Raw genomic sequence first — 20,911 nt, forward strand, 5'->3', positions numbered from 1 at the left:
TGGAAGGCGGACTTTCAGGCTTTTTTTACATATAAAGTATTTGCTTTAAGCGGCGGACACCCTCTTGAATCATGTTTTCGTCCGTACAGGCGAAGCCTAGCAGTAATCCCTTTCGGTTGCTCTCAAAACAATAAGGACTTAATGGATAAATGCCAACGCCCGCTGCTTTGGCTGCTTCAATACTGCCTTTTTCGTCAAAGTCTGGCGCTCCTTCTAAAAAGACATGAAGACCCGTATCGGTTCCATAGATATGAAAGTGCTTGTCAAAGTGTTGTGTCAAAAGGGCATCCATCATGGCAGCCTGTCTTTTTTTATACAGCTGTCTCATTCGCCTGACATATCGCGTAAATTCTCCTTCTCTGAAAAAAGAAGCGAGTGTGATCTGTTCCATAATGGGCAGCTGTCTTTGAATGAGTGATTGCAGGGAAGCGATTTCTTTTATGACCGCTTTGGAGCCGATAATGGCAGCAAGGCGGATGCCGGGTGTCAGCACCTTGGAGAAGCTTAAGATGTAAATCACATGGTCGGGTGCTTCTGAAAATAATGAAGGAAGCGGTCCGCCATGATAACGATAATCTCCATCAAAATCATCCTCTAGTATATAAGACTGATGGCTGACAGCAAATTTCAGCAGCTGCTGCCTTCTGTTGACACTCATACATACACCGGTTGGACGCTGATGGGAGGGCGTCACCGCAATCAGCTTTGTTTGCCGTGGCACTGTATTCACCATGATTCCTTCTTCATCGACGGGTGCGGGATAAATGTTCATTTCACGATGCATAAATGAAAGCCTTGCCCCAGGAAAGCCTGGATCTTCAACAGCTACTGTATCGCCTTTTTTAAGCAATACCTGTGAAATCAAATCAATGGCTTGCTGCGTGCCACCTGTTAACACCATTTGATCTTCTTCTACATCGATTCCGCGTTCTACAGATAAGTATTGGCGTATTTCTGAACGTACTTCCCATAATCCGTGCGGGGAGGAATAGCCCCAATCTTTCATATCTAATCGCTGTAATGCTTTCGTGAGCGACCGTTTCCAAATATTTTGAAAATGTTCATCGATGGCTGGCTCCTGATGTCGAAAATCAATATCGAGTTTCTCATGAAATTGATTGGCCGACAGCCAGTGGTCCATTTGTTTCTCCGCCTCTTGAAAGTGTGGTCTTACCGGAAGAGGGAAAGGCGGGTCACTTTGACGGGGAGTGGAGGCTGCATAGTGGTCACTCGAAATGACCTTTGTACCGCCTCTTCTAGATGTGCTGACATATCCTCTTGCCAGCAGTTCATCATAGGCAAGCTGTATAGTTGATCTTGATACATTGAGCTCCTGTGCTAATACCCGTGTTGGTGTTAACTGATCGTCAGGATTCAGTTTTTGTGAATGAATTTGTTGAATGATCCCAGTCACGATTTGCTGCCAGAGCGGGGTTGTACTTGAGCGGTCTAAATAAATATACATCGGACACCTTCTCTCATTGTCACATATAACTTGATGATGACACGGAATTATGGAGTGGTCAATAGCATCATTTTTGGATATAGGAAGTAAGCCAAAAGGTGTGTACACTGTTGTCATATGCTTATGACATAGAGGAGAGAGTCAAATGATCCCTGCATCTAAAGAAGAAACAGCACACCTATCCATCATTCCATTTATATTCGTTTTATTTGGTCTTTTTATGATTACGACCGCAGTGAATCTGCAAGTGCCCCTTTATACGTTGTATGCCGAACAAGCAGGGTACGGAAAGGCGGCTACAGCACTTGTATTTGCTGCATATGTCTTCGGACTGATTCCAGTCTTGCTTTTTCTTGGCGGCATATCTGATCGGGCTGGACGCAAACCGGTTTTATTGGTCGCGCTAAGCTTTTCGTTATGTGCTACCCTATTGATGATCGTGCACCCTACCATACAAATGCTCTTTGCAGCCCGGCTGCTGCAAGGGGTGGGGCTTGGTCTGAGTGTTGGCACATGCACCGCTTATTTGATTGCTTTATATCCAGAAAAATCAAGCTGGATTCCAACTTTTATTGCGTTATGCAGTTCGGTTGGCTTTGGGGGCGGTGCTCTTTTTACGGCACTGCTTTCTTTTCAGCGTATGTCGCTTGCGCCTCTTAGCTATTGGATTGTGCTGGGCCTTTTAATCCTAACCATCGTGGGTGTCTTCTTTTTCGTTCCGCCTGTACAAGGAGATTCAGATAAACCGATGATGAACCTGCCAACATTTCCAAAAGGAACAATGCCGGCGAATGCAGCGATTGCCATCGCGTGGTCGGTGTGCGGCCTCGTCATTTCGGTTTTGCCAGCACAGCTTAAATTGAATGGATATGAATTATGGGTAGGGCCGGCACTCTTTTTGATTAATATGGCAGGTGTCCTGATGCAGCCTTTTGTTCGCAAGATGAATAGCACAGTAGCGCTCTTTGCCGGGTTTATCTGTCTTCCATGCGGATATGGCCTTTTGCTATTTGGAGCAAATAGCGGGTCCATCCTTCTTGTGCTTGCCGGAACGATGCTTGCGGGTACTGCCTGCTATGGATTTACTTATTTAGGTGGTCTTCAGCTTATTGTCGAACGGGGGAAAAAGGAGGCAGCTAGAGCCGTTGCAGGATTTTACTTGTTTGCCTATTTAGGCCTGGGTATTCCGAGTGTTTTTATCGGTCTTTTTGCTGATCTGTACGGGACCCAGATGGTGTTAACCGTCTTTTTCTTGGTCGTTTTGGCTGCTTGTCTCATCCTTTTGATCTCAAGTGTCAGACAGAAACAGAAGTGAGGAGTCCCGCTTTCTCTTTTTCCTTCTGTTCGTTTAAAATAAAGGCATGAGAGGGGAAGATGACATGAAAAAAGTGCAGCTGGACGGCGCATCGTGCAGGTCGCAAGAAGAGCTTCATGACCAACTAAAAACAGTTTTACACCTTCCTGACTATTACGGGAAAAATCTTGATGCCCTATGGGACTGTTTGACAGGAGAAGTAAATCTTCCAATAGAGCTGACATGGGTAAATTTTGAAACGAGCAAAGACGCTCTTGGCGAGTATGCAGAAAGCGTAAGGCAGTTATTTCAAGAAGCAGAAGAGGAATTGAAAGGACAATTTCAAGTGAGCATTCAATAATGGTGAAAAAAGCAGCCGCTGCAGGCTGTTTTTTTATGAGTTTCCGTCTTTCTCAATCTGCTATTGAATATTTTACTAGATATGATAATATATGAACTGTCGCTCAATTGATAATGATAATCATTTTTAGCGGAAAGAGCTTGATAGAAAGAGAGAAACCAGTATGAAGTTGTATCAATTAAGTTTATTATTTGTATGTTTGGCATGTGTATCACTGTTTGTCGGTGTACAGGATCTGTCCATTTTACAGATGTTTCATTTAACAGATGAACAATTACATACGTTAGTTTCAAGTCGCATCCCGCGTCTCATGAGTATTGTGCTTGCTGGCATGAGCCTTAGTTTATGCGGCTTTATTATGCAAAGCATGACGAGGAATAAATTTGTTTCACCAACCACTGCAGGAACGATGGATTGGGCGAAGCTTGGTATTTTAGCAGCAATGCTTGTTTTTACACATGCGAGCCCGCTCATGAAAATGGGAATCGCGTTTCTATTTACTTTAGCTGGGAATCTTCTTTTCTTAAAAATCCTGCGGCATATTAAGGTGAACGATACGATCTATGTACCGTTAGTCGGCTTAATGTTTGGCGGGATTGTCAGTTCAATATCTACGTTTATAGCCTATAAATATGATCTGATCCAAAACGTATCTGCATGGCTTCAAGGGGATTTTTCTCTTATTGTTCAGGGGCGTTATGAACTGCTCTATGTGAGTGTTCCACTATTGATCATCGCGTATTTATATGCTGACCGCTTTACAGTGGCGGGTATGGGTGAGAGCTTTGCCATCAACTTAGGTTTAACGTATAAACGTGTGATGGCGGTTGGTTTGGTGATCGTTTCGATGATTACATCTGTCACCATATTAACTGTCGGAATGTTGCCATTCCTAGGCTTAATCATTCCGAATATTGTATCGATCTACCGCGGCGATCACTTGAAAAAGAGCCTTCCGCATACAGCCTTACTAGGAGCCATTTTTGTTCTGATTTGTGATGTGCTCGGAAGGGTGATCATTTATCCATATGAAATTTCAGTTGGGCTCATGGTAGGCATCGTCGGAAGTGCGATCTTCCTGTACATGTTATTAAGGAGGAAACGCTATGCATAAGAAACGTACATTATGCCTGATTGCAGCCATTGCAGCCGTGCTGATCGTGATTTTCATTACCTTTCAAATGGGGTACTGGCCGTACACAGTGCCAAGTCGTTTAAAGAAAGTGCTGGCGATGACATTGACGGGAGGCGCGATTGCCTTTTCATCTGTTGTCTTCCAAACCTTGACCAACAATCGAATCTTAACGCCGAGCATACTAGGTTTAGACGCACTGTACTTGTTTTTGCAAACAGCGATTATTTATCTGTTTGGCTCGACCAATTTTATGATCGTCAATAAAAACCTGAATTTTTTCCTTTGCGTTGGGCTGATGATTCTATTTTCTGTGCTGTTATATACGGTGATGTTCAAACGGAAAAATAAACACATTTTCTTGCTTCTGCTTGTTGGTATTGTCTTTGGGACATTGTTCAAAAGCCTTTCTTCTTTTATGGAAATGCTGATTGATCCAAATGAATACCAGGTCGTACAAGATAAATCCTTTGCAAGCTTTAATCACATGAACACAGATATCTTACTCATTGCTTCTGTTTTATTTGCGGCGCTGTGCCTTTACATTTGGACATTCCGCTCCAAATTAGATGTCATGTCACTTGGGAAGGAGCATGCGGTGAATCTGGGAATTGACTATGACAGCATCACAAAAAAGATGCTGATCGTGATAGCCGTTCTTGTGTCCATCGCAACAGCACTTGTCGGACCGATTACGTTCCTCGGCTTACTCGTCGTAAATGTAGCACGAGAGCTCTTTCGGACGTACCGGCATACGTACTTGCTGCTAGGTTCTTTTTTCATCGGTGTCATTGCCCTTGTAGGCGGGGAGTTTCTTGTCGAAAAGGTATTTACTTTTCAAACGCCGCTGAGTGTCCTGATTGATTTAGTAGGCGGATTGTATTTTATTTACTTACTTTTAAAGGAGAGTCGTTCATGGTCGTGATGAAGGGAGTCAGTAAGACATATAACGGAAAAACAGTGCTTCACGAAACAACTGTCAGTGTGAAAAAAGGACAGCTGACCTCTCTCATTGGTCCAAATGGTGCGGGTAAGAGCACGCTTTTGTCCATCATGAGCCGCCTGATTCAGCCAGACACAGGTGCAGCTTATTTACAGGACAAACCATATAGCGCGTATCCTCCGCAGGAGCTAGCGAAAAAGATGAGCATTTTAAAGCAGGCCAATCACATGAGTGTGCGCCTGACCGTACGGGAGCTTGTCAGCTTTGGCCGTTTTCCTTACTCACAGGGTCATCTGACAAAAGAAGATGAGAAGATGATCGATGTGTCTCTTCAATACATGAGGCTTGCCGATATCCAGCATCAATATGTAGATGAACTGAGCGGCGGACAAAGGCAAAGAGCCTTTATTGCGATGGTGCTGGCTCAGGATACGGATTATATTTTCTTAGATGAGCCTTTAAACAATTTGGATATGAATCATTCTGTTGAGATGATGAAGCTATTTAAGCAGCTCGTCAAAGATCTTGGGAAAACAATTGTTGTGGTTCTCCATGATATTAACTTTGCATCTGTGTATTCCGATCATATCGTCGCTTTAAAAGATGGACAGGTGATCAAAGAAGGCGGAGTAGAAGAAGTGATTCAAACAGATGCACTTGAACAAATTTATGACATGCGCATACCGATTGAAGTCATTCACGGTGAGCGTATTTGCTTATATTTTTCTTAAAAAAATGAAGAGGTGATCAAGTATGAAAAAATGGATTTGGATGATGACTGTATTAACAGCGATTGTTGTACTCGCTGCCTGCGGGAACCAAGGAAAAACAGAAGGAACAAAAGAGGAAACCGTCACGGTAAAAGACATGCTGAATAAAGATGGCGTGAAGATCAAGAAAAACCCGAAAAAAGTCGTCGTGTTTGATATGGGAAGTCTTGATACGCTGGACAAACTAGGTGTGGATGTGACAGCTTTACCAAAACAAGTCGTGCCTAAATATTTATCCAAATATGAAGGTGACAAATATGAGAATGTCGGCGGTTTAAAAGAGCCGAACTTTGAAAAAATTGCAGAGTTAGATCCTGATTTGATCATTATCCAGAACCGTCAATCAGATGCATTCGATGAATTTTCTAAAATTGCTCCTACGATTTTGATGGATGTAGACACTGCCAACTATATGGAATCATTTAAAAAGAATGCCACGACGTTAGGGGAAATTTTTGATAAGGAAGACGAAGTCAAAAAAGAATTAGCAGCCATTGATCAAAAAGTAGATGCATTAAAGAAACAGGCAAAAGAGTTGAAACAGAATGGTTTAATGATCATGGCCAACGACAGTAAAATGACAGCCTTTGGTGCTAAGTCAAGATACGGACTCATCCATGATGTGTTTGGTATCACGCCGGCAGATCAAAAGCTTGAGCCATCTGACAAACACGGACAAAGCATTTCATATGAGTACATGGTCAAAACGAATCCGGATTACTTATTTGTCATTGATCGAGGCGCAGCGATCGGAGAAGAAACTTCTGCGAAACAGCTTGTTGAAAATGATTATGTGAAATCAATCAAAGCGGTCAAAAACAACCATGTGGTGTATTTGAACTCTGACATGTGGTATTTATCTGGCGGCGGCCTTGAATCATTGACTGCCATGATTGATGAAGTAAAACAAGGAATTGACCAAAAATAATGGAAGAAAAGCTGCTCGTACTGAGCGGCTTTTTTTATTGTGGATTCATAAAAATATGTTGCGTGCAGGAAACTTTCATCAAAATATGTTATAGTGGAACCTACATTGATAGACTAAGATAGAGTGAGGGTTCGGAAAGGATGAAGGAAAAAACAAGATCAAAAAGAAGGCTGAGACCTTGGGTGAAAGCCGTGCTGTTTATCATGGCTTTTGTCATGGTGATGGCAGTGTCCGTGACAGGATATGCTTACTATAAAATTTCAAAAGCGTCGGATAAGGCGCAAGTGTCATTAGAAAGAGGAGACACCTCGCAAAAGCGTGTGAAAGCTTTTGATCCAGGAAAAGACAGCTTCTCGGTGCTCTTGCTTGGAATTGACAGCCGTCCAGGTGAAACGGTAGACGAAGCAAGAAGTGATGCGGTCTTACTGGCGGCGGTGAACCGAACAGAGAAAACCATCAAGCTCCTCAGTATTCCTCGTGATTCTTATGTTGATATACCGGGAAGAGGATATGATAAAATCGCCCACGCCCATGCGTTTGGGAGTGCAGATTTGTCAGTCAAAACGGTCGAAAACCTGCTGAACATTCCTGTAGATTATGTGATTTCAGGGAACTTTAAGGCATTTCAAGACATTGTGGATGAGTTAAATGGAATTGACGTCACGATTGAAGATGAAGGTATCGCAAAACAAATGGAAAAGGATTCAAAGGGAAAAGTTCATGTGCAGACAGGCGCCCATACATTAAATGGTGAAGAAGCATTAGCCTTTGTGAGAACGAGAAAGGCAGACAGTGACCTCATGCGCGGAAAGCGCCAAATGGAAGCACTTCAAGCCATCTTTGAAAAATCTAAATCCATTTCTTCGATCCCGTCATATGACAACATCATTGATACACTTGGTGATAATGTTTCAACCAATCTGTCCATGAAGCAGTTTATCGGTCTTTTCCCGTTATTGAGCTCATTGAAATCAGTGGATACCATTCAGCTGAAGGGCCATGATTATCAGCCTGGGAATGTGTATTACTTTGAGTTAGATGGCGCTGGATTAGAAGAAGTGAGAACAGAGCTGAGAGAACAGCTTGAATTATCATAAACAAGAAGGAGCCTGCCGCTGTGGCAGGCTTTTTGCTTTGAATGGGTAAGTGCGACAATGAAGCAAATTCAGTTCGCTTGATGAAGAAAATACTGAGTCAGCAGTTCCTCTACCCGGTGGCGTATACGTGGATTAAAGTATTTATGCTTTTCTTCATAGCCATCTATGATAAATAGATAAGTTGTAAATCCTTCATCGTGTTCAATTTGCTGTACCTTCATTTTTTCTTTACGTAAATGCTGCTTCAGTTCATAAAGTGCTTTCTGTGCTTCCTTTAAGGCAGAGGTCATAAGCTGAATGTATGGTTCATTTAGTTTAAATGTTTGATGTTGTTTTAAGTGAGTCAAATCACGATTGAGGATGGAGATGACCATTGGAAGAAAGATGGCCTGTTCCATCATCTGAAGCTGTATTCTTGATAGTCTCGTCATGTCCAAGCCTGCTTTCTTTATATATATATATAGAACACTTGTTCTTATTTATTATATCGAATGAGTCAAACAATCTCAAGGGGGCAGGGGGGATTCATTTGTATATTTTTATGTTTTCCATGTAAAATGAAAAGTAGACAAACCTTGAAGGAGTCAAAGAAGTTGACATCATTTCTTTCCCTATTTACTCATGAAAATATCACATCATTTTTTGAAAGCTACAAGGCCTTTGGACCGATTGTGGCCATATTGCTACCCTTAATAGAAGCATTTCTTCCGTTTTTACCACTCGTTGCGTTTGCTGTAGCGAATGCAAATGCATTCGGCCTTTGGGAAGGCTTTTTATTGACCTGGATTGGCGCAAGTGCAGGGTCTATTCTTGTCTTTTTGCTGATCAGAAAATTTGGACAGATGAGAATGCTCAACTTTATCAGTAGGCATCCTTCCATTAAAAAATTGATGCTTTGGGTGGAGAAGCGGGGGTTTGGTCCGTTATTTATTTTACTTTGCTTTCCTTTCACGCCCTCTGCTGCCGTCAATGTTGTAGCGGGTTTATCAAGAATTAGCTTTTGGCAATTCTCATTAGCTGCTTTATCTGGCAAGTGTGTCATGCTTTTTATCATTAGTTTTATTGGCTATGATCTTTCTGCTTTAGTTAAGAATCCGTTAAGAAGTGTTTTTGCGGTTCTAGTTATCGCGTTATTATGGTATGTTGGAAAGAGAGTAGAAAACAGGTTGAACATTCGAATGAGCAAGCGTGAGGACAAAGGAGGCTCTTAATGAAAAAGAAGCCATTGCTATGGTTGATGATTATTACAGGCATCGTCTTATTGTTCCAAGTAAAGAATTTCATGTTTGTCACGTACAAAGTAGAAGGGGTTAGTATGGACCCAACTTTTACAGATGGAACAGAATTATTAATCAATAAGTTCTCGCCAAAACTCACGAAAATTAGCCGGTTTGATTATGTGTTATTTCACGGACCTAAAAATCAAATCTTGATCAAACGGGTCATTGGACTCCCAGGAGAAACGATCAAGTATGAAGATGATCAGTTATTTGTCGATGGTGAAAAAAAGAAGGAACCTTATTTAAAAGAGCAGAAAAAACATAAAATGGGGAACGTCCTGACAGGGGATTTTCAGCTGAAAGCCATCACAGGAGACGATAAAATCAAAAACAATCATTACTTTGTGGTTGGAGATAACCGAATACATAGCTTTGACAGCCGGCATTTTGGCACCATTTCAAAGGATCAAGTCGTCGGTGTCAAAAGGAATACCAGCGAATAAAAAAGGCGCTCTGCATATGCAAAGCGTCTTTTTTTTATTTTGCGGCTTTATAATCAGGCTGCCTTTTTGCCCAGACATGATGTAAGAACCGGAAAAACGGTGGCAGCATTGCAATGACGAGAATAATTCTGACGACTTGTACAGCCACAACAAAGGTAGAATCCTCGTGAAGTGTGACCGCTGTTGTTGCCATCTCTGCAATACCGCCAGGCGAAAAGGCAAGAATGGCTGTAATGACAGAAATGCCTGTGATCTCAGCAATGGCAATAGAGCTGAGGACAGTCGCAGCAATTAGCCCAGCTGAGCTGACGACAGCCACAATGAGAGTGTTTTTTAGTCCGACAAACATCTGTTTATTCATTTTTGAACCGATGGTTGCACCTAGAAATACTTGAGACGCAATGTTCGCTTGTGCCGGCCAATAAGGAATCAAATCATAACCTATGAGTGCGCCCGCACCAACTTGAAGAGCTGCGACGCCTAGCATGCTGCCGATCAGCCAAGGGGCAGGGAAATGAAGACGAACTGCCAGGCGTGACATGAGCCAGGCACCTAAAATAAGCGCAGCGGTCCAAGAGATGTTTGACAGGGTGAAAACGCCCGAAGAGAAGGCGCTTCCTTGCGTAGCTACAGCCGCATCCGCTTGGTTTTTTGTATTTAAATAAAACACTGTAAAAGGGATAGTGAGTACAACCATTAATACACGTATCGTTTGCACGAGACTCACAACAGCTGTATTTGCTCCCACCTCTTGGGCAATCCCCGGCATAGCGGATAAACCGCCGGGGGCAGTTCCGACAAAGCTTGTCAGCATATCTGTTTTGCTCAGCTTCCATAAGGCAAAGCCTGAGAGCATCGCCAGTAGAATAGAAAAGACGAGCATGAAACTCACAGGGAGCCAATTTTCAGCGAAAATGTGAAGGACCTTCATATTCATTTTCTGTCCGAGTTCGATTCCGAGAATGAATTGACCAAGGAGCAGCCATCTGCTGTGAATACGTAAGGTGCTGGTTCCTTTACGCTGAAACAGGGTGGGGCGGCGCATGGCAATAAAAGCTGCTGTGATTAATGTACCAACCATCCAGCCAATAGACATTCCTGTTAAAGACAAAAGAAATCCACCTAAACCGCTTATCGCAATCAGAATGAGATCGGTTCGAAGGCTGTTTCCTTGTTTCATCACATGTAAACCTTCTTCCTATATGTTTGTTCAGTAAGTGAAATGTTGTTATCTTCACTATAATACAAAAGTCTCTATAAATAAAATACGATTTTTTTTACCATTTTCATAAGATTATCTTATCAATAAATGGTTAGCAAATTCTTATAAAGAAAGAAATAATTTTTACCAAAAGCAAAGTCAATATACAACGATTTTCCCCTATTTATCTTATCAGTTGACTATCATTTTCATTTACACTACAATGCTTAGTGTGGGGTGATAACATGAAAATTCCTTCTTTTAAATATAATGAAAAAGGATTGAATCGTTTTTTTGGTCCTTTAGAGGGAAGAATTATGGAGATCCTTTATCAAGGTGAGGATATGCCGATTAAAGAGGTGCAGCAGAAGCTGTCAGATGAAAAGCCGATTAATTTCAACACGGTGATGACTGTGCTGAACCGCTTAACCGAAAAAGGAATTGTGGAGAAGAAAACAAAAGGGCGCTCATCTATTTATAATCCCATTTTAACAAAAGAAGAATTTCTAAATGAGCAAACAAAATGGATTACGCAAGGATTGATGGACGATTTTGGTCCATTGGCAGTGAATCATATGGTGGATGCGATTGAAAGTGCTGATCCTGAATTACTCAAAGTTCTAGAAGCAAGGCTAGCATCTAAAAAAGAGGAGCAGCAAAATGAATAAAATGAAGTCGAGTCTGCTGTTTTTAGGCGGTATATTGATTGGTTTAGCCATTTTTTATCAGATGGGGTATTACGTGCTTTCAAGCTTTTTTGGCTGGAACCAAGCATATAACCTGATCCATGTATGCCAGTCCGTGCTCGAATTCTATGGATTCACTCCTTTAAAATACTTTCTGGATGCCTTAGTCCTCTACACATTGGGATTTGCAATTTTCTATATGGCAAAGCAAATCAGCAAGTACATTCAATTCAAACGACATATGATGTTGGCAGTCGAACAACAGTCAACCGAATCTCTGTCAGAGAAATATCAAAACGATATCTTTGTGTTTCACTGTCATGAACCGCTTGCCTTTGCAATGGGGATGCTTCACCCAAAGGTTTATTTATCAACAGCTCTCATGGACATGCTGGATGAAGAGGAGATTGACGCTGTTGTTCATCATGAATTGCATCACAAATACAGCTATGATCCCTTAAAAGCTTTCATGTTCTCAATGCTCACAAAAGTCATTTGGTACATTCCAGTGTTAAAGCATATGAGACAAAGCTACTCTGTTTTTCGCGAAGTGATTGCAGATGACTATGCCATTCAGCAGACAGGTACTGAGCTTGGAGTAGGGCAGGCCCTTTTGAAACTGATTAAAAAGAAAACCCAGTTTCAAAAACAAACAAAGTTTGCGGTGTCCTTTGGAGATCGGGCATTGAATTTAAGAATACAAAAAATCTTAAATCCAACTTACAATATTCCTTTTAATGTACCAATTATTCCAATTGTCACATCAGCCATTCTGATGGTGGTCTTAATGATTATGCTCAACTTAAATTACTAATTTTTTTTACTTATTAACATTACATTATGTAGTGTAAAAACAGGAGGAATTCACTATATGAAAACGAATCAAGAAATAGGAACACTTTTTGTACGCGTTATTTTAGGTATTATTTTCTTTTTACACGGACTTCAGGCATATCAAGGAGGACTGGGAGGAACAGCAGCATTCTTTGGGCAAATCGGTTTACCCGAATTTATGGCCTATATTGTCAAGACAATTGAGCTAGTCGGGGGTATCGCTTTGATTTTAGGTCTAGGAACACGTATTTTCGCAGCATTATTTGTACCAATTATGGCTGTAGCGATTATTACTGTTGGTTTTTCTAAAGGATTTGTTGGCGGTTATGAATTTGAACTTTCGCTGCTCGTCATGGCGCTTTATTTAACACTTAGCGGCAGTAAGCTGCTGTCAATTGATGGGGTTCTCAAGCATCAGCAGCAAAGCAATGAAGCAAAATTTCATTAAAAGATCATGAAAAAACTCCTTCTGCTATTTGTGGCAGAGGAGTTTTTTTAATGGTCAAATTCTCATTTTCTCGTTTGAAAATGAGGTAGGGATGTGAGACTTTGCTACATTTAGCGCTAACTTTGACATATTGAAGGAACGAAAAATCGATTTCATTTTTTGACGGAACATACGATCTCCTATTAAAATAGGACTATCTAAGACACATGGTGCGTTAAAAGGTATAAAAACCATACAGCATGCTGCTGTTCATCTTGAGCGATACGTTTCATTAGCTCTTTTGTTCCTTGGTCACGGACATAGTCTGACACGCTTAAGTAAAAATCGACCGTTTTTTGTTCATCTTTAAAGGCAAACATAAGTCCTTCTCTGAATTGTTCTGGACAAGGTTCTGTTACGCTTGGTTTGTGGTTTCTACCTGTTAAAGAATAATATAGCTTTGAAAATAGTTGATAGTGTCTGACTTCATCCTGACGTATTTCTTGAATGACCTTTTTCGCCTCAGGGTTTTTTGCTTTTTGGGCAAGTTTTTCGTAGCATTGGATCGCAGAATATTCACCATTGATCGCCTTCTCAAGGTCTGAAATGATCCTTGTGTTTTGGCGCATGTCATATGGCGAGTAGTCATAGTAATCGTAATACATGATATTGCCAGCCTCCTTTTTGTTCATGATGGTTTATGATATGAAAAGAGTGAGGAAAGGTGCCTATGTTATTTCAATCAGATAGGAGAACGGGAACGTGATAGGAAAATAGCTATTTCCCTTTATTTTCGCTAGAATATGAGTACATAAGAAAGGTGTTGTGGAACGTGGAGATTCAGTTTTTAGCAGGCAGATCGGGGAGTGGAAAAACGACTGCAATCTTAGAGGAAATCAAAGAACAGCTTCGGCTTGATCCGTTGGGTCCGCCAATCATTTTTTTAGTCCCGGATCAAATGACATTTTTAATGGAATATGAGCTTGCAAAAACGTCTGAAGCTGGCGGAATGATCAGGGCCAAAGTATTTAGTTTCACACGTCTTGCTTGGTCTATTTTACAGCAGACTGGCGGAGCGAACCGGCAATTTGTGACAAGCACAGGAATTCAAATGCTTTTAAGAAAAGTGATTGAAGAGCAGAAAGAAAAGTTTAAAGTATTCAAAAAAGCGAGTGATAAGCCGGGATTTGTGGAGCAAATTGAAAAGACGATGGCTGAATTCAAAAGGTATTGTATGTTGCCGGAGGATATTGAAAAAATTTCAATGTCGAGCATGTATTCAGAGTATACAGAAGAAAGACGGGCAGCCGAAAAATTGCATGATCTGCATGTTCTTTATCAGCAGATGGAGCAGCATTTACAAGATGAATATGTGCACTCAGAAGACTATTTGACACTTCTCACGCAGCAAATTCCTTCATCTGAAGAAATAAAAGGAGCACACATTTATATAGATGGTTTTTATCAATTTACACCGCAGCAGCTTCTTGTCATTGAACAGCTCCTGCTGCATGCAGCAAAAATAACTGCTGCTTTCACAGTGGATCGCTCCTATCATGATAGGCAGCCAAATGAACTTGATTTATTTCGTATGACAGGGAAAACGTATTTCCAGCTCTATCAGCTTGCTAGAGAGTGCGGAGCTGACATTTCTGAAAACCTTTTGGAAAGAAATAACCGGCACATTTATACACCAGATCTTGCTTATTTAGAACACCAATATGAGCAGAGACCAGTGCAGCCATATCAGGAAAACACCCCTCATCTCACAGTGTCTAAAAGTGCAAATAAACGAGCTGAAATTGAGGGTGTAGCGAGAGATATACTTGATTTAGTGAGAGAAAAAGGACTTAGATTGAGAGATATCTCAATTGTTGCACGGCATGTAGACGACTATAAAGATACGTTAAAAGAGGTTTTTCGAGATTACGATATTCCTTTTTTTATTGATGGAAATGAATCGATGCAGTATCATCCGCTCATTGAATTGATTCGTTCGAGCTTGGATGTCATAAAGGGAAACTGGCGGTATGAAGCGGTATTTCGCTGCGTGAAAACAGAGTTCTTATTTCCGCTTGAACTCGCTAAGAACAAAGCGAGAGAGCAGGCAGATCAGCTCGAAAACTATTGTATTGCTTATGGTGTAAAAGGAGAACGCTGGACAAACGGTTCCCGGTTTCATTACAGGCGCTTCCAATCATTAGATGAGGATTTTGGACAAACAGATCAAGAAATTGAAATGGAACAAATGCTAAATGACGTCAAAGAATGGATCGTGCCCCCGCTTTACCAGTTGCAGAAAAGGCTCAAAAAAGCGCAAAAGGTAAGAGACATGGTAGAGGCTGTCTATGTCTTTTTAGAAGAGATACAAGTACCAGAGAAGCTTGAAAAAGAGAGGCTTGAGGCTGAAGAAGCAGGTAGATTAGCTGAAGCAATGCAGCACGGACAAGTATGGGATGCGGTTATTCAATTAATGGATGAATTTGTTGAAATGCTAGGTGAAGAAGAGCTCTCATTTCCTTTATTCCAACAAATGATGGATACAGGATTAGCTTCTCTAAAATTCGCTTTGATTCCGCCTTCACTCGACCAAGTATTTATTGGAAGTATGGATTTATCGAGAATGTATCAAGTGAAGTGTACGTTTATCGTTGGTGTAAATGATGGCGTTATTCCCGCACGCCCCTCTGATGAGAGTGTATTGTCTGAGGATGACCGTGAATGGTTAAAACGAGCAGGAGCAGAGCTGGCAGAGACAGGAAAGGAACGGCTGCTAGATGAGCAATTTTTAATTTACCAAGCGTTATCGAGTCCATCACGTCATTTGTATCTATCCTATTCGGCTGCTGATGCAGAAGGACGTTCTCTTTTGCCTTCGACACTCATCAAGTATTGCCAAGAGCTTATGCCAAATCATCAGCAGGCTCTTTATGTGTTAGATCCAGAACAACTGGATGACGAGGAGCAATTAAAATTTGTAGCGAATGAGCATGTTTCGTTATCGTATACCGTCTCACAGCTGCAGCAATGGCTCAATCAATATCCCATTAGTGGTGTATGGTGGAGTGTCTATAACTACTTAATGACATCTCCTAATCGAGATGTATCAAAAAACATCATGTCAAGTTTGTTTTTTACAAATCGAGCGAAGCCATTAAAGCCTAATGTCACAAAAGAGCTTTATGGTGATCATATTCAGGGCAGTGTTTCAAGAATGGAGAAATTCAATGCGTGTGCATTTTCTCATTTTGCTTCCCATGGGTTAAAACTAAAGGATCGACAATTTTACAAATTGGAAGCACCTGATATCGGCCAGTTGTTTCACTCGGCTTTAAAACATATTTCAGATACGCTTGTTGAACAAAAAAAGGATTGGAAAAACCTAACGAAGGAAGATTGTGTCACTTATTCAAAACATGCGATTGAACAGCTTGCTCCGCGTCTTCAAAAGGAAATTCTATTAAGCTCTAATCGGCATGCTTATATTAAAGAAAAGCTCCAGAAAATCTTGATTCGAGTCTCTTCTATATTAAGTGAACATGCCAAAGTGAGTGGATTTTCTCCAGTAGGGCTAGAGTTAGGTTTTGGGGGGCAAGGGCCATTGCCGCCGTTTACTTTTCAATTAAAGAATGGCTGCACGATGGAGCTTGTCGGAAGAATTGACCGGGTAGATAAAGCAGAAGGTTCAAAAGGGCTGCTCTTGAGAATAGTCGACTACAAATCCAGTGAGAAAGGTCTTGACTTAGCAGAAGTATACTATGGGCTTGCCTTGCAAATGCTCACTTACTTAGACCTGACCATTACGTATTCGAAAGAGTGGCTCGGGGTTGAAGCGACGCCTGCTGGCATTTTATATTTCCATATCCATGATCCGCTCATTCAAGCACCTATTCCGCTTGCAGAGGATGACATTGAGCAGGAAATATTCAAGAAATTTAAAATGAAGGGTTTATTGCTTGAAGATGTAGAAGCAGTAAAGCTCATGGATCAAACGCTTGATTCAGGTAGATCACAAGTCATTCAAGCCGGCTTGAAAAAGGATGGGTCTTTCCGTTCTGACTCTGCAGTTTTAAGTGAAGATCATTTCCATATACTCACACAACACGTTCGGCGCACATTTGAAGAAGCAGGCGAAAGAATTACAAATGGAGAGGTCGCAATTAATCCATATAAATTGAAGGATCAAACACCTTGCCGCTTTTGTTCATTCAAGTCTATTTGCCAATTCGATGAATCAATAGAGGATAATGATTTTAGGGTGCTCACCTCTGAGAAAGATGATGTTGTGATAGACCGGATCAAAAAAGAAGGGGATCAGTATGCAAATACCAAAACCGAATAACAGTACGTGGACGGATGACCAATGGGAAGCCATCGTTTCAGAAGGACAAGATATCTTGGTTGCGGCGGCGGCAGGGTCAGGAAAAACAGCTGTTTTGGTTGAACGGCTGATTCGAAAAATGACCCGGCCTGAACATCCAGTTGATGTGGACCGTCTGCTCGTTGTGACTTTCACAAATGCATCTGCGGCAGAGATGAAGCATCGGATTACAGAAGCACTTGAAAAAGAATTAGCCAAAAACCCTGGGTCCCTACATATGAGAAGGCAGCTGTCCCTCATGAATCGTGCCAATATTTCTACCTTGCACTCCTTTTGCTTGCAGGTTTTGCGCACCTTTTACTATGAAATTGATCTTGATCCAGGCTTTCGTTTGGCAGATCAAACAGAAGGAGAATTATTAGGAGATGAAGTGTTAGATGAACTGTTCGAGGATGAATATAAGGCTGGAAAGCCATCATTCTTTGAACTGGTTGATCGTTACACTTCTGACCGCCATGACTTAGATTTGCAATGGCTTGTGAAGAGAATTTATGAGTTTTCTAGGTCTCATCCTTCACCTGAGCAATGGATGAGGGCATTCCTTTCACTTTATGATGTAGATGCTCAAACAAAAGTAGAAGAATTACCGTTTTATCCATATATCAAAGAAGATCTTTCTCTCGTTCTCCGGAGCTGCCAGGAGCTGCTTGAACGAGCTCTTTTGCTATCAAAAGAGCCGGGCGGCCCAGCACCGAGAGCAGAGAATTTTATAGATGACTTAGAGCAAGTCAATGAATTAATCCATCATCAAGATGATTTTGAGGAGCTTTACGAGCTTTTGCCGAACGTCAATTTTAAAAGGCTCAAAACGTGCAAAGGGGATGAATATGACCCTGTTTTGTTAGAAAAGGCCACAGATGCACGTAATCAAGCAAAAAAACAACTAGAAAAGCTAAAAGATGAATACTTTATGCGCAGTCCTGCCCAGCATTTAAAAAGCTTAGCTGAAATGAAGCCAGTTGTGGAGACGCTTGTAGAGCTTGTGATCCAATTTGGTGAGCGTTTCGAAAGAGCGAAGCAGGAAAAGTCAATCGTCGACTTTTCGGATTTAGAGCACTATTGCTTACGCATTTTAGCGGAGCAGGATGCAGAAGGACATTTGATCGAAACAGAAGCTGCTAAGTACTATCAACAGCAGTTTGAAGAAGTGCTCGTTGATGAATACCAGGATACAAACCTCGTACAAGAAACGATTTTAAAGCTTGTGTCTAAAGGGGAACATTCTGCAGAGGGCAATCTGTTTATGGTTGGTGATGTAAAGCAGTCCATTTATCGTTTTAGACTGGCTGAGCCCATGCTCTTTTTAAACAAATATAAACACTTTCAACCAGACGGCAAAGAAACAGGGAAGAGAATTGATTTGAATAAAAACTTCCGAAGCCGTTCAGATGTTTTAGATAGTACGAACTTTTTGTTCAAGCAGCTGATGGGGGAAACAGTTGGAGAAATTGAATATGATGAACAAGCTGAATTAAAGCTTGGAGCGAGTTATCCAGAAAGCAAAGATACAACGACAGAAATGCTCCTTGTCCACTTAGATCAGCAGGAAGCGGAAAGCGACGAAGAGCGAGAAGAACTTGAGACCGTCCAATTTGAAGCGAGAATCATTGCTAAAAAAATAAGAGAATTGGTGGAGCAGCCATTTCAAGTGTACGATGCAAAACAGCAAATGACCCGTAACTTGCAGTATCGTGACATTGTCATTTTGCTTCGGTCTATGCCGTGGGCTCCGCAAATGATGGAAGAATTAAAGAAGCAGGGAATCCCTGTATATGCGAATCTTTCCTCTGGTTATTTTGAAGCAACAGAGGTGTCTGTCATTCTTTCTTTGTTAAAAGTCATCGATAATCCGTATCAGGATATTCCGCTTGCAGCTGTTTTAAGATCACCTATTGTTCATTTAGATGAAAATGAAATGGCACTTATTCGAACGAGTGATAAAAAAGGCACTTATTATGATGCTGTAAAGGCATTCATGAGTGTGACGCATTCTGATCACCCTACATGCAAAAAATTAGAGCGATTTTTCCAATTGCTGCATAAGTGGCGTGATTTCTCCATCAATCATTCGGTGGCAGAATTAATTTGGGAAGTCTACCGAGATACGCAGTATCTTGATTATGTTGGCGGGATGCCTGGAGGTAAGCAGCGGCAGGCGAATCTTCGTGCCCTTTATGATCGAGCCAAGCAATATGAAAAAGCTGCCTTTAGAGGGCTATTTCGATTCCTTCGTTTTATTGAAAGAATGCAGGAGCGTGGAGATGATCTTGGTGCGGCAAAAACGTTCAGTGAAACAGAGGACGTTGTGCGCATGATGACGATCCACAGCAGTAAAGGATTAGAATTTCCAGTCGTCTTTACTGCAGGACTCGGCAGGAACTTTAATATGATGGACTTAAACCAGTCCTACTTACTTGATAAAGAGCTAGGCTTTGGAAGCAAGTATATCCATCCTGAGCTGAGAATTAGTTATGCGACATTACCGCTTGTGGCGATGAAAAAAAAGATGAGAAAAGAGTTATTATCTGAAGAGCTGAGGGTCCTATATGTGGCGCTCACAAGGGCTAAGGAAAAATTATTTCTGGTCGGCTCTGTCAAAAATCAGGTGAAAGCATTAAGCAAATGGCAAAATGCCGCGACTGGAGAAGAGTGGCTGCTCCCTGATTTTGAACGTTATCAATCGAAAACATACTTAGATTTTATTGGTCCTGCTCTCATCCGTCATCAAGCGATGTCATCTATTTTAGAAGAAACAGGCGATGTTGTTCTTTCGCATCCGTCCACATTCACCATCTCATTTACTCAAGCTTCTGATCTTCTAAAGGAAGATATGTCACTTGAAAAGAAGCAGCAAGACGAGGTAGTACAAGCATTGATGGATGGTCTGCCTGTTGAAGGATATGGTGATGCTGATGAGAAGGTGGCAGAGAGACTTTCATGGAAATATCCATATCTAGCGGCCTCGCAAGTCGGCACAAAGCAGTCTGTTTCCGAGATAAAAAGGATGAGAGAAATACAGGATGAGTACAGTGTTCCTTCTTCTATTCGAAAAGCTCGTGCAACATTGTATGACCGGCCGGCTTTCATGAAGAAAAAAACACTCACTGCCGCAGAACAAGGCACCGCAATGCATACAGTCATGCAGCATATCACGCTTCCTTCTGAGGAGCCCTATGATGAATCACGTATAAGGCACCTGCTCGAATCCTTGCAGCAGCGAGACTTGCTAACAGATGAGCAAGTCCGGTCAATTGATCAAGAAGGAATTGCTGCTTTCTTCTCTACTTCAATTGGCCAAAAACTGCTGAAAGCGGACTGGGTAAAACGAGAAGTATCATTTAGTATGGTGTTACCTGTTAAAGAGGTATACAGTCATATTGATACTGAGGGAGAGCCTGTTCTGATTCAAGGAATGATTGACTGTTTATTTGAAACAGATGGAAAGCTATATTTACTAGATTATAAAACGGATAGAGTGCAAGGCAGATATACAGGTGGACTTGACGCTGCTGAACCTATCTTGAAAAAGCGCTATGAAACCCAAATAGCATTATATGCAAAAGCAGTAGAGCGTTTGACAAACAGAACATTAGAGGAGAAAATTCTCTATTTCTTCGATGGGAATTTAGAAATCTCTTTATAAATGTATCGGAATGAGAGGTGAAACAC

The 20,911-nt window shown here is 41.4% G+C and carries 18 protein-coding genes; 14 read left to right on the forward strand and 4 right to left on the reverse strand.

All coding sequences use genetic code 11. The features are described 5' to 3' along the window. Window positions 1–25: 25 nt before the first annotated feature. Complete coding sequence (gene pdxR / locus MKZ03_RS05005) at window positions 26–1,465, reverse strand: MocR-like pyridoxine biosynthesis transcription factor PdxR (protein WP_307499415.1); 1,440 nt, start codon at window positions 1,463–1,465, stop codon at window positions 26–28. A gap of 145 nt (window positions 1,466–1,610) precedes the next feature. On the opposite strand from pdxR, the gene MKZ03_RS05010 reads away from it, so the two are divergent. The 7 genes from MKZ03_RS05010 to MKZ03_RS05040 all read left to right on the forward strand — a co-directional run bounded on the left by MKZ03_RS05010 (window position 1,611) and on the right by MKZ03_RS05040 (window position 7,990). Then, window positions 1,611–2,780, forward strand: a complete 1,170-nt coding sequence (locus MKZ03_RS05010; protein ID WP_341031152.1) for an MFS transporter — start codon at window positions 1,611–1,613, stop codon at window positions 2,778–2,780. 64 nt (window positions 2,781–2,844) lie between these two features. After that, complete coding sequence (locus MKZ03_RS05015) at window positions 2,845–3,120, forward strand: barstar family protein (RefSeq protein ID WP_060595943.1); 276 nt, start codon at window positions 2,845–2,847, stop codon at window positions 3,118–3,120. A gap of 163 nt (window positions 3,121–3,283) precedes the next feature. Then, on the forward strand, window positions 3,284–4,234 hold the full coding sequence (locus MKZ03_RS05020; protein WP_066031073.1) for an ABC transporter permease: 951 nt from the start codon (window positions 3,284–3,286) through the stop codon (window positions 4,232–4,234). Next, window positions 4,227–5,177: an iron chelate uptake ABC transporter family permease subunit gene (locus tag MKZ03_RS05025; protein WP_307499416.1), complete on the forward strand. Its 951-nt coding sequence runs from the start codon at window positions 4,227–4,229 to the stop codon at window positions 5,175–5,177. The genes MKZ03_RS05020 and MKZ03_RS05025 overlap by 8 nt, the downstream gene beginning before the upstream one ends. Then, window positions 5,168–5,926: an iron ABC transporter ATP-binding protein gene (locus tag MKZ03_RS05030; RefSeq protein WP_095284989.1), complete on the forward strand. Its 759-nt coding sequence runs from the start codon at window positions 5,168–5,170 to the stop codon at window positions 5,924–5,926. The genes MKZ03_RS05025 and MKZ03_RS05030 overlap by 10 nt, the downstream gene beginning before the upstream one ends. Before the next feature lie 22 nt (window positions 5,927–5,948). Continuing rightward, on the forward strand, window positions 5,949–6,893 hold the full coding sequence (locus tag MKZ03_RS05035; protein WP_307499417.1) for a siderophore ABC transporter substrate-binding protein: 945 nt from the start codon (window positions 5,949–5,951) through the stop codon (window positions 6,891–6,893). A gap of 140 nt (window positions 6,894–7,033) precedes the next feature. Continuing rightward, window positions 7,034–7,990, forward strand: coding sequence for an LCP family protein (locus MKZ03_RS05040; RefSeq protein ID WP_106031443.1), 957 nt, complete (start codon window positions 7,034–7,036; stop codon window positions 7,988–7,990). 68 nt (window positions 7,991–8,058) lie between these two features. Here the strand turns inward: MKZ03_RS05040 and MKZ03_RS05045 are convergent, their stop codons facing one another. Beyond that, window positions 8,059–8,421: a hypothetical protein gene (locus MKZ03_RS05045; protein ID WP_307499418.1), complete on the reverse strand. Its 363-nt coding sequence runs from the start codon at window positions 8,419–8,421 to the stop codon at window positions 8,059–8,061. A 162-nt stretch (window positions 8,422–8,583) separates the two neighbouring features. Between MKZ03_RS05045 and MKZ03_RS05050 the strand changes: the two genes are divergently transcribed. Beyond that, on the forward strand, window positions 8,584–9,201 hold the full coding sequence (locus tag MKZ03_RS05050) for a TVP38/TMEM64 family protein (protein ID WP_034663493.1): 618 nt from the start codon (window positions 8,584–8,586) through the stop codon (window positions 9,199–9,201). After that, window positions 9,201–9,713: a signal peptidase I gene (gene lepB, locus MKZ03_RS05055; protein WP_034663490.1), complete on the forward strand. Its 513-nt coding sequence runs from the start codon at window positions 9,201–9,203 to the stop codon at window positions 9,711–9,713. Before MKZ03_RS05050 ends, lepB begins: the two co-directional genes overlap by 1 nt. 34 nt (window positions 9,714–9,747) lie before the next feature. Here the strand turns inward: lepB and MKZ03_RS05060 are convergent, their stop codons facing one another. After that, window positions 9,748–10,893: an AbrB family transcriptional regulator gene (locus MKZ03_RS05060; protein WP_334750255.1), complete on the reverse strand. Its 1,146-nt coding sequence runs from the start codon at window positions 10,891–10,893 to the stop codon at window positions 9,748–9,750. Window positions 10,894–11,159: 266 nt separating this feature from the next. Between MKZ03_RS05060 and MKZ03_RS05065 the strand changes: the two genes are divergently transcribed. The 3 genes from MKZ03_RS05065 to MKZ03_RS05075 are packed head-to-tail and all read left to right on the forward strand — an operon-like array spanning window position 11,160 to window position 12,882. Continuing rightward, the gene (locus MKZ03_RS05065; protein ID WP_024425495.1) at window positions 11,160–11,582 is read left to right on the forward strand and encodes a BlaI/MecI/CopY family transcriptional regulator; all 423 of its coding nucleotides are present in this window, start codon (window positions 11,160–11,162) and stop codon (window positions 11,580–11,582) included. Next, window positions 11,575–12,414, forward strand: a complete 840-nt coding sequence (locus tag MKZ03_RS05070; protein WP_334748544.1) for a M56 family metallopeptidase — start codon at window positions 11,575–11,577, stop codon at window positions 12,412–12,414. Before MKZ03_RS05065 ends, MKZ03_RS05070 begins: the two co-directional genes overlap by 8 nt. A gap of 57 nt (window positions 12,415–12,471) precedes the next feature. After that, the gene (locus MKZ03_RS05075; RefSeq protein WP_034663477.1) at window positions 12,472–12,882 is read left to right on the forward strand and encodes a DoxX family protein; all 411 of its coding nucleotides are present in this window, start codon (window positions 12,472–12,474) and stop codon (window positions 12,880–12,882) included. 197 nt (window positions 12,883–13,079) lie between these two features. On the opposite strand, the gene MKZ03_RS05080 is transcribed toward MKZ03_RS05075, so the two are convergent. Beyond that, window positions 13,080–13,526 (reverse strand): ferritin-like domain-containing protein, encoded by a 447-nt coding sequence (locus tag MKZ03_RS05080; RefSeq protein ID WP_034663474.1) that lies wholly within the window; start codon window positions 13,524–13,526, stop codon window positions 13,080–13,082. A 167-nt stretch (window positions 13,527–13,693) separates the two neighbouring features. Between MKZ03_RS05080 and addB the strand changes: the two genes are divergently transcribed. Both addB and addA read left to right on the forward strand, forming a co-directional pair. Then, window positions 13,694–17,203, forward strand: coding sequence for a helicase-exonuclease AddAB subunit AddB (addB, locus tag MKZ03_RS05085; RefSeq protein WP_334748548.1), 3,510 nt, complete (start codon window positions 13,694–13,696; stop codon window positions 17,201–17,203). Then, window positions 17,181–20,885: a helicase-exonuclease AddAB subunit AddA gene (gene addA, locus MKZ03_RS05090; RefSeq protein WP_341031158.1), complete on the forward strand. Its 3,705-nt coding sequence runs from the start codon at window positions 17,181–17,183 to the stop codon at window positions 20,883–20,885. Before addB ends, addA begins: the two co-directional genes overlap by 23 nt. Window positions 20,886–20,911 lie beyond the last annotated feature (26 nt).

Source organism: Bacillus sp. FSL R5-0431 (genome assembly GCF_038002985.1).
GTDB lineage: Bacteria > Bacillota > Bacilli > Bacillales > Bacillaceae > Bacillus.